General features: G+C 43.6%; 13 protein-coding genes. 2 read left to right on the plus strand and 11 right to left on the minus strand.

Going from position 1 to position 16,609, the window contains the following annotated elements:
• Positions 1-116: 116 nt before the first annotated feature.
• The 4 genes from DS891_RS07040 to DS891_RS07055 all read right to left on the minus strand — a co-directional run bounded on the left by DS891_RS07040 (position 117) and on the right by DS891_RS07055 (position 7,481).
• A complete protein-coding gene (locus tag DS891_RS07040) occupies positions 117-1,475 on the minus strand; it encodes a sigma-54 dependent transcriptional regulator (RefSeq protein WP_174169304.1) in 1,359 nt (452 codons plus the stop codon).
• On the minus strand, positions 1,468-3,189 hold the full coding sequence (locus DS891_RS07045) for an ATP-binding protein (protein WP_174169305.1): 1,722 nt from the start codon (positions 3,187-3,189) through the stop codon (positions 1,468-1,470). The genes DS891_RS07040 and DS891_RS07045 overlap by 8 nt, the downstream gene beginning before the upstream one ends.
• 140 nt (positions 3,190-3,329) lie before the next feature.
• Positions 3,330-5,159 (minus strand): M28 family metallopeptidase, encoded by a 1,830-nt coding sequence (locus DS891_RS07050; RefSeq protein ID WP_174169306.1) that lies wholly within the window; start codon positions 5,157-5,159, stop codon positions 3,330-3,332.
• A 138-nt stretch (positions 5,160-5,297) separates the two neighbouring features.
• Positions 5,298-7,481, minus strand: coding sequence for a M4 family metallopeptidase (locus DS891_RS07055; RefSeq protein WP_174169307.1), 2,184 nt, complete (start codon positions 7,479-7,481; stop codon positions 5,298-5,300).
• Positions 7,482-8,018: 537 nt separating this feature from the next.
• Here DS891_RS07055 and DS891_RS07060 point away from each other — a divergent pair.
• Complete coding sequence (locus DS891_RS07060) at positions 8,019-8,546, plus strand: hypothetical protein (RefSeq protein WP_174169308.1); 528 nt, start codon at positions 8,019-8,021, stop codon at positions 8,544-8,546.
• Positions 8,547-8,561: 15 nt separating this feature from the next.
• The gene (locus tag DS891_RS07065) at positions 8,562-8,996 is read left to right on the plus strand and encodes a hemerythrin domain-containing protein (protein ID WP_045990043.1); all 435 of its coding nucleotides are present in this window, start codon (positions 8,562-8,564) and stop codon (positions 8,994-8,996) included.
• Between the two features lie 61 nt (positions 8,997-9,057).
• Here the strand turns inward: DS891_RS07065 and DS891_RS07070 are convergent, their stop codons facing one another.
• From DS891_RS07070 to DS891_RS07100, 7 genes are all read right to left on the minus strand, one after another.
• Positions 9,058-9,795 (minus strand): sulfite exporter TauE/SafE family protein, encoded by a 738-nt coding sequence (locus DS891_RS07070; protein ID WP_174169309.1) that lies wholly within the window; start codon positions 9,793-9,795, stop codon positions 9,058-9,060.
• A gap of 34 nt (positions 9,796-9,829) precedes the next feature.
• The gene (locus DS891_RS07075) at positions 9,830-10,519 is read right to left on the minus strand and encodes a pirin family protein (protein WP_010605309.1); all 690 of its coding nucleotides are present in this window, start codon (positions 10,517-10,519) and stop codon (positions 9,830-9,832) included.
• Between the two features lie 83 nt (positions 10,520-10,602).
• On the minus strand, positions 10,603-11,502 hold the full coding sequence (locus tag DS891_RS07080; RefSeq protein ID WP_174169310.1) for a LysR family transcriptional regulator: 900 nt from the start codon (positions 11,500-11,502) through the stop codon (positions 10,603-10,605).
• Between the two features lie 25 nt (positions 11,503-11,527).
• Positions 11,528-13,381, minus strand: a complete 1,854-nt coding sequence (locus tag DS891_RS07085; protein ID WP_174169311.1) for a monovalent cation:proton antiporter-2 (CPA2) family protein — start codon at positions 13,379-13,381, stop codon at positions 11,528-11,530.
• 105 nt (positions 13,382-13,486) lie between these two features.
• Positions 13,487-13,915, minus strand: a complete 429-nt coding sequence (locus tag DS891_RS07090; RefSeq protein ID WP_010605306.1) for a GNAT family N-acetyltransferase — start codon at positions 13,913-13,915, stop codon at positions 13,487-13,489.
• Positions 13,916-14,184: 269 nt separating this feature from the next.
• The gene (feoB, locus tag DS891_RS07095; RefSeq protein ID WP_174169312.1) at positions 14,185-16,269 is read right to left on the minus strand and encodes a ferrous iron transport protein B; all 2,085 of its coding nucleotides are present in this window, start codon (positions 16,267-16,269) and stop codon (positions 14,185-14,187) included.
• A gap of 18 nt (positions 16,270-16,287) precedes the next feature.
• Positions 16,288-16,515 carry a FeoA family protein gene (locus tag DS891_RS07100; RefSeq protein ID WP_010605304.1) on the minus strand — a complete coding sequence of 76 codons (228 nt, stop codon included), beginning with the start codon at positions 16,513-16,515 and terminating at the stop codon, positions 16,288-16,290.
• Positions 16,516-16,609: the final 94 nt, after the last annotated feature.

The following is a 16,609-nucleotide window of genomic DNA, read 5'->3' on the forward strand; positions in this document are numbered from 1 at the left end:
CTGAGACCAGAGTTTATTTTTTAATATAAATCATATGGATAAATATAAATCTAAGATTAACACCAGCTAAAATGTGCGGATTTCCACACACTTAAATCTATAATGTGTCACTAAATTCACCCATCATCATTGGTGAACATAGTGCGATTTAAACCATACTTGCTCATCTTGTCGTACAAGGTTTTTCTCGGCACTTTTAATAAATTCATCGCATCTTTTATGCTACCTTGGCTTTGTGCCAGCGCTTCTTCAATTAACGATTGCTCGTAGTAGCTCACCTTCTCAGCCAAACTCAACGTTTCATCAGACAAATTGCTTTGCATGTTGTTACTCGCAGTCATCGCACCACCGAGTAAAATATGGCGCTCGGCGTGGTTTCTCAGCTCTCGCACGTTCCCAGGCCAGTCTTGCGCCAGTAGCTGCGCCTCTAATTCAGGGCTAATTGGCTGCATAGGTTTATGAAAGCGAGTAGCAGCAATGGAGCTAAAGTGTTTATATAGCAGCGGAATATCAGCTTTTCTGGAACGAAGTGATGGGATCATCACTTTGACGAGGTTAAGTCGATAAAATAAATCCGAGCGAAATTTACCCTGTGCGACTAAGGTTTGTAAATCCACTTTCGTCGCCGCAACCACTCTAATGTCCAGTGCTATCGCAGTGTTGCTACCAACTGGCGTCACACTTCTCTCTTCTAAAACGCGCAGCAGCTTCACTTGTAAAGCCGCAGACATGGCTTCGATTTCATCCAAAAAAACCGTGCCACCTTGGGCAAAAGAAAATTTTCCCTCGCGAGACTCTTTAGCACCCGTAAATGCTCCGCTTTTGGCACCAAATAATTCACTTTCAATCAGCTCTTCTGGAATCGCACCGCAATTGATGGCGACGAAGTTATGGTTTGAGCGCTCGCTATGGTCGTGTAAGTATCGCGCCACCAATTCCTTTCCTGTACCGGTTTCACCTTCAATTAGTACGTCAGCAGGAGTATCAATCACGGCATCAAGCAAATGTAGCATTTGCTGCATTTGTTTTGTCTCACCTAAGATCCGCACCCCCGGCGCAGACTTTTTCTTGACTTGCGCTTTTAGCTCTCGGTTTTCCATCACCAGCCGGCGTTTATCAAGCGCCCTTTCTATGCAGTCAAGTAGCGGCTCTGACACAGGCTTTTCAAAAAAGTCGTAAGCCCCTTTTTGGATAGCTTTTACCGCCACTTCAACATCCGCAAAGCCGGTTAGAAATACCACAGGTAACTCAGAATCAAACTGCATTACCTGCTCTAAAAATTGAATACCATTGATCTCAGGCATATTGATGTCACAAAGCACAACACCGCTAAACTGACGAGAAAGCTTTTTTAATGCAGGCGTTGCACTGGAAAAACACTGCACTGAGTACCCTTCTATTTCAAACAGTTGCTTTAGTGCATCTCGTATACTTTGTTCATCATCGATGATTAACAGGGTTTTCTCTTCAGTCATGTTGCGGATTCTTTGTGTGTAAACTAATTAAAAACTCGGCACCACCTTGCGGATGATTATGGGCACTGAGTTTGCCATGAAACGATTCAATGATCTGTTTTGAAATGGATAACCCCAAGCCCAAGCCATTACCTGATTTAGTGGTGTAAAACGGTTCAAATATGTTGGATAAAGCATGCTGCTTTATCCCTTCGCCCGAGTCAATAATAGACAGCTGGATCTTGCCTTCGTGCTCCACGGCGCGAATATAAATGCATTTATTATCTTGCTCAACAATGGCTTGGCACGCATTGCTAATAATATTCACCAGTACTTGCTCAAACTTAAATGGATCGACCCAGATATTGCACGCAAGCCCCTCACTTTGAATTGCTACACCGTAGCGTTTGAGTTCAGGCCCAACTATAACTAAGGCGTTATCTACAGAGTGTTTAAGGTTGGCCACCAGCATCTTATTATCATGATGCTGACTAAATGATTTTAGCTGCGCCACGATTTTATGCACTCGAGTGATCAAAGATTGGATCAGGACCATATTTTCGACTACTTTGCTCACTTCTCCCTTTTGAGCCAACCGTTTGGCGCTGGCAACATACGCACTCATGGCACTAAGCGGTTGATTGATTTCATGGTTAATGCTGGCGCTGAGCTGCCCTATGGTTGCTAACTTGGCAGCGCGAATCAGTGCATCTTGCGCCTGCTCGAGCGCTTGCTTGCGGCTGGCAACCTCAGCCTCGAGACTCCGCTGGCTGAAAAGCAGTTGTCGGTATCCTGTCAATTTACTCAACGTGTACTCGACAACAACAAAGAGTAAAATCAATACCAGTGCAGTTACCCCAAGCCGCGGCCACTGTGCAGCTTTGATAGGCGCAACTTCATGTAGCAAATAAAGAGTGTATTGCTTGTTAAGCGGCCTCTTTTGCATCAGCGCGTCGCTGCCATGAGATGAAGTTTTCACTCTGGTTGGTGAAAGCACGCGCCAATCAATCGGAAACAGAGATTCGTTTTCAAACTGCCTTGAGGATTCAATTTCTTTTCGCTTTGCTGGGGACAGTTCCCCTAACGAGCCTAACCGCCACTGCTCAACATCAGATGCCAGTACAATATGATTATCGTCCACAATTAAGAAATGGCTATCAGTTCCCGTATCAAGCTGGGCTTTATCTGATTCAAATTTACTGGCGTTAACCTTCATCACCACCACGCCCACAAGCGAGCCGTCTTTATAGACAGACTTAGCAAAATAGAAGCCACGGGTTTTGGAACGTAAACCGAGCGCAAAAGAGACATGCTCATTGCCCTTGATTGTTTCGTAAAAATAGGGGCGAAAGGCAAAATTGCTGCCTTTATAGCTATGCGGTAAATACCAGTTGCTGCTCGCAATCACAGTTCCACTGAGGTCTAGCAGGTAAACGTCTGACGCACCACTGGATATTTGAATGTCCTGAAGGTATCTGTCCAGTTCATTGGAGTTAATAGCGGTTGCTTGCTGTAAGCCTGATTGCACCAAATTGCTTAGGCTCAATTGCGTTTGGATAGCTTGATAACGAGTAAATTCAGTCTGGACATAACTATTGAACTTTTCTAGGTTGGTTTTAGTCTGACCAAGGACATTTTCCTCATCCTGTGCCACATTGAACAAATAACTTGCCCACAGCCCACAAAATAATAATAAAAGATAAATTAATATCTTAACTGAGAACTTATGTGACACACGCAACTCCTAATTGAACTCATTGAGTCTATCAGAAGCAGAATATCAATTAAATCAAATCTCTTTAAATCAATGTATCACTAAGCGCTAAGACCAGAGATAAACAAGGTTTTATCTCTGGTCTTAATTTTAAACGCGTATTAATTCGCGCTAATACTTAGCGTTACATTGCTCGCTGCTTGGTAGCCTTGCAGGCCGATATGCCAAGTGCCAGCCTGAGGATTGGAGATGGTACATACCTCATTATTGCCATTTTTGTATGGCCGACATTGGTAGGTGCTGGTATTTGGTTGCGTGCCAAAATTAACATAAAGATCCGCATCTCCCGTGCCTCCCGACGTCGTAATTGTCAGGGTTTGGTATCCCGCGGTTAGTGCTTGACTAAAATACTGCCACTGTCCGCTGGCGACAGAAATATTATTGATAGTTTCGTCAATAGGCGTATTGCCACTTGAGGTATCGTACTGTCCTACCAAACTGACCCCCGAAATCGCGTTCCATGCCTCTACCATCACGTAATACGTACCAGTTTGCACAGCGGAAATATTGCATTGCTCGTTACTAGACGAGTTAGTGCTCTTGCAGTCATGAGTATCCAAAGTAGGTTTGGAGCCATAGCGAACGTAGAGATCGGCGTCACCACTGCCACCTGAGGTGGTAAAACTTAAATTAGTTGCACCTTGTGGTACTTCCATGGTGAAAAACTGCTGGCTTTTAGAAGCGCCAGAAATCCCCGTTTTAGCCACGCCGTTTTCAAGCTTATTGTTTGGTTGTGGCGGAGGTGTATCACCCGCATTTTTACCAAGCTCAGCAACAAACGCCAGCGCGAGTTTTGCAAATTTTTGTGCATGTGTTGAATCAAATTCAGTATCGTTGGTGGTATGAATTTTTCTGTTGATCTCAGACATTCTTGATTCAAATGGCATAGAAGCTGGGAACCCTTGCTGATACCAAGATGCATGGTCGGAGCAGCCATAGCCACATTGGTCATAGGCATAGCTAAGGTTTGGCAAATAAGTTTCAATTAATTGGCCTAAGAACTGATTCTGTGCGCTGTTTGTATAGTCTGTCATCATCACAATATCCGCACTACTGCCATTGCGGCCAGTCATATCAAATTGTGTCATACCGACTACGTTTTTTCCCTGAGAGCTGTAAGACTGCGCGATAGCTTTAGAACCTCGAAGCCCAACTTCCTCTGCCGCAAAGCCCATGATTTGGATTGTCCGCTGAGGCTGATAACCATCTTCAACAATAGCGCTTAGCGCTTCAGTAAGCACAGCGATCCCAGAGGCATTATCATCCGCACCCGGCGCAAGCCCACTCGAGTTAGATTGGTTAATTGAATCAAGGTGCCCGCCGATAATAACGATTTCATCGCTCAGTTCGCTACCTGGAATGGTGACAATCACTGAAGACTGAGCCCAAGAGTGGCTAAAATATTCAACACTAATATCTGAGCGACTTGCTGCAATATCGCTCCATGTTTGCTTGACCCATGCAGCGGCATCAACACCCGTTCGCGAGGTATAATAGCGGTTATAAAAACTGGTTAGCGAATTGACACTGCTGTCTAAATTTACCGTACTGACTTTTGAGATTAAGCTGTTAACCCGCGCGGGGTTATCAATGCTGTAGTTAACCAGCGTCGCACTTGGGTTTATGCTTTCTAACTGTGCAAGGTAGCTTTGCGCCTGCTCTAAAGAGTCATGAGCGACAAAACCACCACAGCGGTGATATTCGTCGTGCATAAATGCACTCAGGTGTGAATGTAAGCTTGCAGGTACTTTTAACGCTTTGACTTCGCTGTTCGGTAAAGAAAGCTGCTCAAAGTGAGTACCGCGAATAGAATTATGGACTTGGAAATGCTGACTAGACTTCGCATCCATCGTCACCCAAACCTCTTCTGACGCTTCAGAAAAGCCACTCAAACAGGCAATGCTCAGTAGCATAGGTGTAGTTAATTTCATTGTTGTATCCTCAACTCATTTGAATAACAACATGATTTAAGCGCTGAGCAAAATAAAAGAATTATTCAAATGAGGTAAATTTATGACTTTTTTGGGGCCTAATAAAAAAGGGAGCTTGCGCTCCCTATAAACTGTTACTTAGTTCGCTTTGATATTCAGTGTTACACCGCTAGCTGCGCTATAGCCACGTAAATCAATATACCAAGTACCTTGCTGCGGGTTTGCAATCGTACAAGTCTCATTGTTACCGTTTTTATAAGGACGACACTGATAGCTCGACGTTGTTGATTGAGAACCAAAGTTTACGTATAGGTCCGCATCACCTGAACCACCTGAAATGCTTACTTCAAGGCTGCTGTAGCTAGCATTTAGATCTTGCGTGAAACGTGTCCAGCTGCCAGATGCAACACTGATATTTGACTCAGTGCGGTCAATTGGTTGAGTTCCACCTGTTGAGCTGTATGTACCAGTCAAAGTTACGCCCGAAATCTGATTCCACGCTTCGACCATCACGTAGTACTTACCAGCTTGAATGTTACTAATATCGCAGCTTTCGTTGCTTGTAGACGTTGTGCTATTGCAGTCATAAGTGTTTAGTGTCGGACGAGAGCCATACTTGACATAAAGGTCCGCATCACCGCTACCACCAGAAGTGGTGAAGTTTAGGCTAGTCGCATCAGCTGGCACATCAAGGGTAAAAAACATTTGCTCTTTTGCCGCGCCACTGATCCCAGTACGAGGCTGACCGTTCGTTAACTCTTCATCGCCACCAGGAGGAGGTGGTGGGTTGGTGTCACAGCTACTACCTGTGCTTAAGTTAGAGTTAACGCCAACCGCTGCTAACGCAGCTTGTACATCACCAGGTTCATAACCTAGGTCACATGCCGCATCCATCACGCCATTACCAGCTAAGTCCCAGTCAGTATTAGCGGTCCAATACATTTGGTTAGCTTTTGCCATTACGATAAAGGCTTTTTTCGTATCCCAACCTGCCGTAGTTGCCAGATTGTAGAAGGCTTTGTTGAACACCCCTGAAGTGTGATGAACATCCATGCTAGACGTATAGTTAGACTGATGATCGATTGAGCGACCGTCTTGCGTTGGATCATTCATATAACGCAATGCACCACTCCCTTTGAAAATGTCTTGTCCAACTAACCAGTCATTGCTGCCTTTCATATAAAATTCAGCAGCTTCACCTGCCATATCAGAAAACGCTTCGTTCAAGCCACCTGATTTATAACGGTATACCAAACCTGAGTTTTGCTCAGTGAAACCATGGCTTACTTCGTGAGCAGATACATCAAGACTTACCAACGGATAGAATGTATTTGCACCATCACCAAATGTCATCGCACTGCCATCCCAAAACGCGTTTTCGTAGTTGCTACTATAGTGCACACGCATTTTAAGCTGGAACGACAACGGCGCTGTGCCGAGCCAATCGTTGTACATATTAAATACTACATTGCCAAAATAATGGGCGTCGTTCAGCGGTGAGTATGCACCGTTAATTTCTTTAACGGTATTTTCTGGGCATGTAAAGCTATGTGCAGTCGAACCGCTACTACCGTGATTTAAGTTAATTGTCTTAACGTTCGCATTCGTCATGGTACAAGTATTGCCCGACTGCGCTACGTCTAGATGACCATAATCAGTACCATATTGGTAACGACCAGTCTTTTGGTTACCACCAGGGCCTATCGCATCTGCATGCTGCAAGTTATTGAAGCTTTCTAACACTTCGCCTGTGTTTGCATCAATGATCAAATATGGGCGTTTAGGCTCATCACCATAAGTAACAAAAGTGACTTCATAGACTAAACGTGCCGTTGAATTGCCATCCAGCCAGATCGCAAGGCGAGATTTCTCGTTATGTTTTTTAAGCTTTTTGCCTGCACTAAGCGATTGCTTTTCAAACTGATTCAATGCCATTTTGGCATTTAGCTTGGGTTTTACCGAACCGATGTCAGCCGCGATGTTATAAACCGCTGCACCGTGAGCCTTTTTAAGCGCACCGGCATCGTCAAACGTTAAAATGACCGAATCGCCAATCACTGGTAATCCTTGGTACATTTGTTGAAAACGCTTAGTTACTTCACCTTTTTTACTATTGAAGCTTTTAAGCTCCTTTAGTTGGCTCGCGCTTTCCAAACCAATCAGCACTTCTGGTTGTGTACTCAACACTGTTTGAGAAGCTGACTTAAGCATAGTATTAATGTCAGCTTGCTGGTTTAAGTATTGTTTTGTTGCAGCTTGAGCACTGAGCGAAGTAAACGCAATCGCACACGCCGTAGCCATAGTTACTGTAGATAATTTCACGAATTACACTCCTAGTATTGTTGTTTTATTGTCCTTTTCATCACTGCTTAACAAAAAACATTAGATGAAATGTGACTGTTTTCTCCTTCAACTGCAGAAGACATGGCAAGCCCATTAGCACTCGCCACGCCTTATTAGACTAGGCAGCAATTCAAATAAATAAACCCCAAAGTTAACATTTTAATAATATTTAATTTACTTTAAATATTTATGCAATGCTTTCATGCATTTGTTTAAAAAATAGACCCACACTTAATATCTTGAATTAAGTAACAAAACATACGTTTGTAAATTTTTTGATACAATATGAGTAAATATGCCAGTTTCTTCCCTAAACTAACTTTATAATCATTATGTTGTATCAAAACATGTAGTAACTACTCGGTAATTCTTTCTGCCTTGTGCTTCATTTGTTCAACCCCACAACATCTGAAATCTAAAATTATTAATAAAATTCAATACCTTAGAAATCTCATTCTCCCGGTATAACACTTGCAGTTTGAATAATTACAAGCTGCAACGAAATTAGGAGGAGTAATGGATACTTTTGAAATATTATCCTACACAGATCATAGAGTTGGGGCCGTTCTAACAGGGAAAGCAGCCGCAGAAAAATTGCAAAATGAATTGTTAAACAGCCACCTTGTTCAACATGAGCATCTAGAACTGGTTAATCCGTATGACAAAGATGCCGACAAAAAACTTGAGCCTAAAAGCGAAAGTCGCCTTGCCAAAAACATGCTTAATTGGCATTTGTACCTTGGCAGCATGGGGGTGATATTAGGCTTTCTAATCGCGGGGCTATTGGTAAGTTATGGACCGGCTTTCACACAAGCTAATCCTTACTTAACGTTTATCGCTTTATTAAGCCCCGGCTTATTTTTAGGGCTATTTGCTTCAGGCCTTATTTCTTTGCGTCCAGACAAAGATGCGTTTAACCAGGCGGTGATGAATAAAATCGCAGAGGGCAAGTGGCTGCTTATCATTAAAACGAATAATGAGGCGCATCGAAGCAAACTCATGTCGTTTTTTAAAAACAGCACCAGAACAGACGTTTTAAGCTAGAAAGAGGTAATCTACATGGAAATTTTTAATGCAATAAAGCAAGATCATGATCATCAACGCGCCCTATTGAACATGTTGGCAGAAACGTCTGGTGATTCAAAGGTTCGCGAGAAGTACTATAAAGAGTTGAAGGACGCGCTAGAGGCGCATGCCATCGCAGAAGAAAGGTACTTTTACGCCCCGTTAATGGAAAGCGACATGACGATCGAAGACTCTCGCCACGGTATCGCCGAGCATCATGAGATTGATGAGTTAATTGAGGCACTGGATAATACGGAGTTTTCCGATCCTAGTTGGCTAACTAAATTGAAAAAACTCAAAGACAAAGTTGAGCATCACTTGGCTGACGAAGAGCAAGCATTTTTCCAGCGTGCGGGTAAGGTACTTGATAAAAGTGAAAAGTCGCAACTTGCAGATGAGTATCAAAAAGAGATGGAAGAGCAGTTATAGCTTTCTATGCCCACAACATGTTGTGGGCATTTACTTTGCTAGATTTTGGTAACCGACACCATCACAGCAATTTACCAATTAATACCACTCCAAGTATGAGCAGTAGTCCATTCATCACCAGCAAAAATTGCTTTTTAGGTAAGCGTTTCGCAAGGTGCACACCGAGCCTATTACCAAGCAACGCTAAAGGTGTAAAACAGATAGCAAGCAACACATGTTGCCACTGTAACAACCCAGTTGCAGAGAAGGTCGCCAACTTAATCACATTCATCAGCGCAAATAGTACCGCAACCGTCGCGATATAAGCCGTTGGCTCTAATTTTCGAGCGTTAAAATACACCATGAGTGGTGGGCCGCCTGCATGAATTAAGGTCGTGGTGATACCAGCTGCGGTAGAGGTGCTCGCGGCCAGTAACCTTAAGTGCCCAACACTTTCAGGTGTATTTTTAATCAGTAAGCTTTTAAGCGCAAATATTATGCTCATCGCTGCAATCACAACCGTCAGCCAAAACTCACTGACGCCTTGAAGAAAAAGCGTTGCTAAGGCTATCCCGACTAGTGTGCCTGGCAATAACCGCTTTAATTCTGGCACATTCCATAAGCGCCAATAGCTCTTCAGGCTAAAAACATCCGCAACGATAAGTAGCGGAAGCATCAACGCAATGGCGTCCCTTGGATTCAACACCATCATCAAAATTGGAACAGAAAACGCCCCTAACGCGCCTGCAAAGCCAGACTTTGAAATACCACTTAGCAGAACGACAAGGGCAATTACTGCAAGTTGAATTGGTTCTGTCATTCTTCAATTCCTTTAATTTTAGGCGCTGAATTTATTAATTAAGTAATAAAAACCACAGCGCTTCAACATCTGTTACTGCCGTAACCTGCATGTTGTCATCAGCAATCAGACCGATGCCATCTCCTTGCTGAAACCTTTCACCATCAAGCGTCGCTTCACCGCCAACAATGTGCAAATAGGCTTTTTGCGCGTGCGCATTCAGCTCAATCTGTTGACCTTGATGTAGTTGCAATCGGTGTATTTCAGCGTCAGCATTGATACTCAGAGTGCTCTCCACGCCTGTAGGCGTAACAATCGGCGTAAGTGCACTACTTTGTTTGATTTGAATTTGTTCATAACTCGGGGTTATGCCTTTAAGCTTTGGCTCTATCCAAATTTGTAAAAAATGGGCAGGCGCTGTCTTTGAAGCATTATATTCTGAATGAAGAATGCCACTACCGGCGCTCATTCTCTGAACTTCACCTGCCGCCACAGTAAACTGATTACCCATACTATCTTGATGTGCTAATTCACCGTCAATGACATAGGAAATAATTTCCATATCTCGGTGACCATGAGTATCAAAGCCATGACCACCAAGTACTGTGTCATCATTGATCACCCTAAGATTACCAAATCCCATGTGGGCGGGATCATAATATCGACCAAATGAGAAACTATGTTGGCTTTGCAACCAGCCAAAATCTGCTTTACCTCTATCTTGTGCTTTTCGAATATATCGCATGTTTCGCTCCAAACGCATGTTGATGACCTTAGTCTATTGCCTGTTTGAAACGAATAAAATTTGATAATTTAACATCAACCATTCTACTCAAGAGAATCTTCTAGCTGCATGCACTGATATCTTAACTCACCAATAAAAGCGCGCGCGGCGGGCCCAAGCCTGTCACCATCTTTAAAAATAAGATGAAGCTGTGCTTTACGCTGACTATGTTGCGATAGTGGTAGTGGTTTCAAGACGCTAGAGTCTAGTTGCGTTTTAATAGCCGGAATAGGTAACCAAGCAAATCCTAAGCCTTGCGCTATCATATCTATCGAGGTTGTCATATGGCTCACCGTCCAACGTTGATGCGCCCCCAACCATCCTTCATCTTTTTTACGCGAGATTGCAGAATCTCTCACTACGATTTGACGATGGGATTTTAAGTCTTCGAATGTAAGCTCGCGACCAAATTGATGTAATGCGTGATTGGGATTTGCCACTGCAACAAACTCGATTTGGCACAACTCTTCACTGAACCCATCTTGTAAAGTAACTGGAGAAATGGCGATATCTACGTCGGTATTTTGTAAAAGTTCTGATGCGCCTGTTAATACTGACTCGACCAACTCGACACGCAATAAAGGGTATTGTGCAGATGTATTTTCTAGCACCTTATAGAGTACCTGCTGTGGGAAAATTTCATCGACCGCAATGCGCAATTGACTCTCAACTCCCTCGCCCAGCGTCTGCCCTACCGCTTCCACTTTTGCCGCTTCTTCCAAGAGATAATTGGCACGGCGCAGCATCATTTCACCCGCTTCGGTTAACAGGGTTCTTCGCCCTTCGACTCTAAAAAGCTTAACACCAAGGCATTCCTCAATTTTATGGACCGCAGTGTGGATACTTGACTGGCTTTTATGCACTTCTTTGGCAGCTTGATTAAAACCACCATATTCAACAACGGCTCTAAACATTCGCCACTGTTCTAATGTCACTCTCAACATACTGATTTAACCTAATATTTATGCGTTATTGCTCAATGGTTGATGGTTTATTTTCACAATCTTCACCATGGCAGGTATTAAGATCTTCTTGCGCTTTTTCGTCCGCCTGCAACACCTGTTTGAGGTCAGCCATACGCTGACGGATCGCAATACCATAGCTTTCATCGTCTCCCCACACATCGGCGAGCATATGCATAGATTCAACATCGTGTTTGGTAAAGAGGTAACCCGCTCGTGCGACATCTTCTTCACTATGGCCCAATAACTTGAGCGCCTGTTCACCTAACTTCACAGCAGAGACAAAGGTTTCTCGCTCAAACGCAGTGACACCCAATTTTATCAGTTGGTAGGCATGGCGACGGTCGGTCGCACGAACTACAAGTTTTAGGTTAGGGAAATGTTGCTGCGCCAACCTGACGATTTCGAGGGTTTTATCTGGCTCATCAATCGCCACGACCAGCATTTGCGCCTCGTGAGCCCCTGCGGCTTCGAGTAAATCTAATCGAGCACCATCGCCATAAAACACTTGATTGCCAAAGCGACGGAGTAATTCAATTTGGCTTGGGCTGTGATCCAAAATCGATAAATGATAACCCTGTGCATGAAGCAAACGCCCTATCACTTGGCCAAAACGCCCGTAGCCGACCACAATAACGTTTTGTGTCGCTTCCATCGTCTCTAAGCTATCTTGTTCTTGAGGAGTATTGGCCTGGCGTTCAACTATTTTGTCATAAAGAATAAAAATGAGGGGCGATCCGAGCATAGATACCGCAACAACCAGTGTAACTAACGCGACTTGATCTGGAGTTAAGATTGCTAAACTGCCAGTAACCGAAAGGAGTACAAACGCGAACTCACCGCCTTGACACAGGGCTGCGGTAAATAACCATGTCGCTCGCTTATGCAGTGAAAACGCCGTTGCCAACATATATAAAATAACCGCCTTTAACCCCATTAGTAGCACCACTGACGCTAAAATAAATAACCATTTTTGTGCCAATAAGGAAAAGTCGATTGATGCGCCTACTGTCATGAAAAAGAGGCCAAGTAGTAACCCTTTAAACGGTTCGATATCGGCTTCTAATTCATGGCGAAATTCACTTTCCGCGAGAACAACACCCGCGAGAAATGTTCCAAGCGCTGGGGATAAACCAATGCTTTGCATCAATAACGCGGTTGCGATAACGATAAATAACGCCACCACGGTAAATAGTTCGCGCATTCGAGTGCTGGCAATATACCTAAATAACGGCGCGGCAACATAATGCCCGGCAGCGATAATAGCCAAAATGACAAAAACAGAGATAATCACTTGGAGATAAGTCGGAAAAGCGTGTAATAAATTGCCGTGGCCATCACTCACAGCCAAATCACTAAATGCTAACAACGGCATAATAGCGAGAATGGGGATCACGGCTATATCTTGAAATAACAACACCGAAAACGCATTTTGACCGCCAGATTGTTTAATTAAGCCTTTTTCATTTAAGGTTTGCAGTGCAATGGCAGTAGAAGACAGTGCCAACATTAACGCGATGGCTAATGATTGCTGCCACAAAAAGCCAAGCACTAAATCAATCGCGAAATAGAGTACAGCCGTTGTTATAACTACTTGTAAGCCACCGAGACCAACTATAGAGCGGCGCATCGTCCAGAGCCTTTTGGGCTGTAACTCAAGCCCGACTAAGAATAGCATCATCACTACACCAAACTCGGCAAAGTGCATGACGTCCGTTTGCTCCCCCACAAGATGAAGAAGGTGAGGACCAATTAGGATCCCCGCCAATAAATATCCAAGCACAGAGCCAAGCCCTAGCCGTTTAGCGATTGGCACCGCCAATATCGCAGCAGCCAAATAGATAGTCGCGAGCAGTAACATAATAAAGACACCTGTTATTGTTATCGTCTTTATTATGTTCAGGGTAAGTGTATTTATCCAGTCTTCGTTCTAAAAAACAAAATATAAATGACCGAAATCCTGCAATTAATCTTGTAAATCCGAATATATAGTGGGGTGGCAGATCTGCATCAAAATGCTCGGATCTGGCACCGCTGCAAAGCCGAATTTTTCATATAGAGTATGCGCATCAAAAGTTGCCAGCATAAAGCGCCTTAAGCCTTGTAGCTCTGGATGTTCAACCACGGCTTGAACAATCGCTTTGCCTACTCCTTTACCTCTGGCACTTTCATCAACTATCACGTCAGCAAGATAGGCAAAGGTGGCATAGTCAGTTATCACGCGACAAAAACCCTGAAACTCGCCTTTGTCATCCAAACACATGAAACTCAGGCTATTTTGAATGGCTTTTTCTAGCAATGCTTTAGGCATTTGTTTTGCCCAATAAGCATTAGAGATCAGTGCATGGATAGTATCAAGGTGGCGCAAAATAAGAGGAGTATCAGTGGTTATCATTATTGTCCCGGTTAACAGCAAGAGTAGAGCTAAAAATTAAGCGATTTTTAGCAAGAAGCAAAGTGAAATTTTCACAGTCATAAATCTTTCATTATTGCGTAACCCTTCGGTCAATAAAGCGGCGTAATCTCCTTTACGAAGACTCCCCTTGATTGATTTAGAGTTGTTGGCAGTGTTGACTCAGTTGACACTGCCTTTTTTGCTTGATACCAAAAAATAATAAAAAACGGCGCTCTAAGCGCCGTAATTAAACAAGCTTTTGAATATAACTAACCTAAGTTTATTTGATAGGTTGGCGGTTGGTTAAGTTTATTGCCCAGTCGGGATAACCCTTTCCACCACGCAAATCCAAACAACAACATCGCTACAATCCAAAGTGAAGCACTCGTCGGCGAGGTACTTAACTGACTAGCTTGGTAAACTAAAGTCGCCATGATATAAGCAATTGAGGTCGTCCAGCCAATAACAAGCCACATCCACTTACCGCCAGATTCACGCTTAATTGCACCTAATACCGCTACACAAGGAGTATAGAGTAAGATAAAGACAAGATAACTAAATGCACCAATTTGACCATTAAATTTCGCGGCCATTGCGGTGAGTAGCACTGTGCCACTTTCAGCACCTGATTCTAATTCGTTAAGTCCTAATGGATCACCAAGGTTTGCGATAAGATCTTTACTATTGTCTACTATGGTCATCAACGCTTCTTTTAACGAAGCCAACAATGAAAACTCTCCACCTTCTTCTTCGGCACCGGTATAAAGCGCATCTAAAGTACCGACGATGGCTTCTTTGGCAAACATACCAGTCACAACACCAACCGTAGCAGGCCAGTTTTCCTCTTTTAACCCAATTGGCTCAAAGATTGGCGTGACAACTTGTGCAGCCTTCGCCAAAAGTGACCTATCTGTATTCTCATTGCCAAACGAACCGTCGGTACCAATCGAGTTTAATGCACTGAGTAAAATAACCACCATGACAATTGTTTTGCCAGCACGTTTGATAAAGCCGCTCAGACGCTGCCAAGTGGTAATGAATATATTGCGCCAAATTGGCATATGATACGCTGGCATCTCAGTAAACGAGGGTAATTTTTGCGTTTTGAATACTTGCTTTCTAAATAAAAAGCCAGAACCTACCGCAACCACTATGCCAAGCAAATACAGACCAAAAACGACATTGGCTCCGTTCGTTGGAAAGAAAGCCGCTGCAAATAACGCATATACCGTCAAACGAGCGCCGCAGGACATAAATGGCGCCATAATAATCGTCAGTAACCTATCTGACTCTCGGCCCATCGTTCTTGACGCCATAACCGCAGGCACATTACAGCCGAATCCAACAATCAAAGGTACAAAAGCATTGCCAGGTAGACCAATGGATGACATCAAACGGTCAATAACAAACGCGGCCCGAGAAAGATAACCACTGTCTTCCAAAATGGATAAGCACAGATACAGCACCGCAATAACAGGGATGAAGGTCGCCACTAATTGAATACCCGCACCAAAACCATCAGCCAATAACACACTTAGCCATTGAGGTGCGCCAATATCAGCCAGCAAGATTTTTACACCATCGATGAGTAAGGCGCCCACGGCGATGTCAAAAAAGTCGATAAATACAGCACCAACATTCACCGCAATGGTAAACATTAAATACATCATGGCTAAGAAAATAGGTACACCAAGCCAGCGGTTGAGCACAATTTTATCAAGCGTTTCTGTCGTATCTGCACGTTTTGGCGTAATGACACTTACGCCATCAGCCAATTTTTTCACTGCTTGGTGACGAGCAACCGCTTTTTCGAGGGGATCGCTGCTAGCACTTTCGGTGTTTGCCGTCACAGGTGCTTTTGGAAAACGCGTGATCTGTGCGAGTTGTTCCAACAACGCTTCTTGCCCTGTACCTTTAGCACCGTGGAATGGCACTACAGGTAACCCTAACTGTTCAGAGAGTCTTTTTAAATCTAACGTTCTTCCACGCTGTGTTGCGACATCAACCATATTTGCAACAACGAGAATAGGTTTGCCTAATTCTTTCAGCTGGGAAGTTAATACTAGATTTCGCTGTAAGTTTGCGGCATCCACGATGTTAATGATGACGTCAGCTTCATTTTGCTTTAGGAAGTCACACGCGATTTGCTCATCTTGGCTTGGCTCAATTTGCTCCATGCTATATAAGCCGGGCAAATCTACCAATTCTACGTTTGTGTTTTCTAAAGCAAAATAGCCGAATTTTTTCTCGACAGTTACCCCTGGCCAATTCCCTACTTTTTGTTTAGAGCCGGTCAGGCGGTTAAATAATGTGGTTTTCCCGCAGTTCGGGTTCCCCACTAACGCAATTTTCATACGTGAGCCCTTAATAACTTATAAAACTTCAATTTCAACGAACTGTGCGTCGGCCTTACGCACACTCACAAAGGTGTCACCAATTTTCACTTGCATCGGGCATCCAAGTGGGGCGACGTTAATGACTTCTATTTGCTCACCAGGAATAATTCCAAGTGCCATTATTCGACTCAGTAACGCAGTATCTGGATGGGTAAGAGAAGTGATGGTCGCTGCGCTATTTTTGGAAAGTTTATCTAATGTCATTGATTATGAGAACAATTTGCAATAAAAGTATGGCGCATCATACCTCATTGACTATTTTCTTTAAACTAGATTGCGACAATAATCTATTATTGCT

This window comes from Pseudoalteromonas sp. JC28 (assembly GCF_013319255.1).
Lineage (GTDB): Bacteria > Pseudomonadota > Gammaproteobacteria > Enterobacterales > Alteromonadaceae > Pseudoalteromonas.